The sequence below is a fragment of the Aeromonas sp. Y293-4 genome (assembly GCF_027705905.1).
GTDB classification, from domain to species: domain Bacteria; phylum Pseudomonadota; class Gammaproteobacteria; order Enterobacterales; family Aeromonadaceae; genus Aeromonas; species Aeromonas veronii.
Map to the genome: position 1 here is coordinate 1 of NZ_JAPDCI010000072.1, position 1,115 is coordinate 1,115.

A 1,115-nucleotide genomic window follows, 5' to 3' on the forward strand; every position below is an offset into this window, starting at 1 on the left:
GTGCGAACAAGTCCCTGATATGAGATCATGTTTGTCATCTGGAGCCATGAAAAAGGGTTCATCATGAGTCATCAGCTCACCTTCGCCGACAGTGAATTCAGCAGTAAGCGCCGTCAGACCAGAAAAGAGATTTTCTTGTCCCGCATGGAGCAGATTCTGCCATGGCAAAACATGGTGGAAGTCATCGAGCCGTTTTATCCCAAGGCTGGTAATGGCCGGCGACCTTATCCGCTGGAAACCATGCTGCGCATTCACTGCATGCAGCATTGGTACAACCTGAGCGATGGCGCGATGGAAGATGCTCTGTACGAAATCGCCTCCATGCGTCTGTTTGCCCGGTTATCCCTGGATAGCGCCTTGCCGGACCGCACCACCATCATGAATTTCCGCCACCTGCTGGAGCAGCATCAACTGGCCCGCCAATTGTTCAAGACCATCAATCGCTGGCTGGCCGAAGCAGGCGTCATGATGACTCAAGGCACCTTGGTGGATGCCACCATCATTGAGGCCCCCAGCTCGACCAAGAACAAAGAGCAGCAACGCGATCCGGAGATGCATCAGACCAAGAAAGGCAATCAGTGGCACTTTGGCATGAAGGCCCACATTGGTGTCGATGCCAAGAGTGGCCTGACCCACAGCCTAGTCACTACCGCGGCCAACGAGCATGACCTCAATCAGCTGGGTAATCTGCTGCATGGAGAGGAGCAATTTGTCTCAGCCGATGCTGGCTACCAAGGGGCGCCACAGCGCGAGGAGCTGGCCGAGGTGGATGTGGACTGGCTGATCGCCGAGCGACCCGGCAAGGTAAGAACCTTGAAACAGCATCCACGCAAGAACAAAACGGCCATCAACATCGAATACATGAAAGCCAGCATCCGGGCCAAGGTGGAGCACCCATTTCGCATCATCAAGCGACAGTTCGGCTTCGTGAAAGCCAGATACAAGGGGTTGCTGAAAAACGATAACCAACTGGCGATGTTATTCACGCTGGCCAACCTGTTTCGGGCGGACCAAATGATACGTCAGTGGGAGAGATCTCACTAAAAACTGGGAATAACGCCTTAAATGGCGAAGAAACGGTCTAAATAGGCTGATTCAAGGCATTTACGGGAGAA

General features: G+C 53.5%; 1 protein-coding gene. It reads left to right on the forward strand.

Translation table 11 applies throughout. The features are described from left to right. The first annotated feature begins 63 nt into the window (after window positions 1-63). A complete protein-coding gene (locus OKC31_RS21610; RefSeq protein ID WP_000019402.1) occupies window positions 64-1,044 on the forward strand; it encodes an IS5-like element IS5 family transposase in 981 nt (326 codons plus the stop codon). Window positions 1,045-1,115: the final 71 nt, after the last annotated feature.

Excerpts from the sequence above, each read along its gene's own strand:
- OKC31_RS21610 (WP_000019402.1), top strand. The coding sequence starts at position 64 with ATGAGTCATCAGCTCACCTTCGCCGACAGTGAATTCAGCAGTAAGCGC.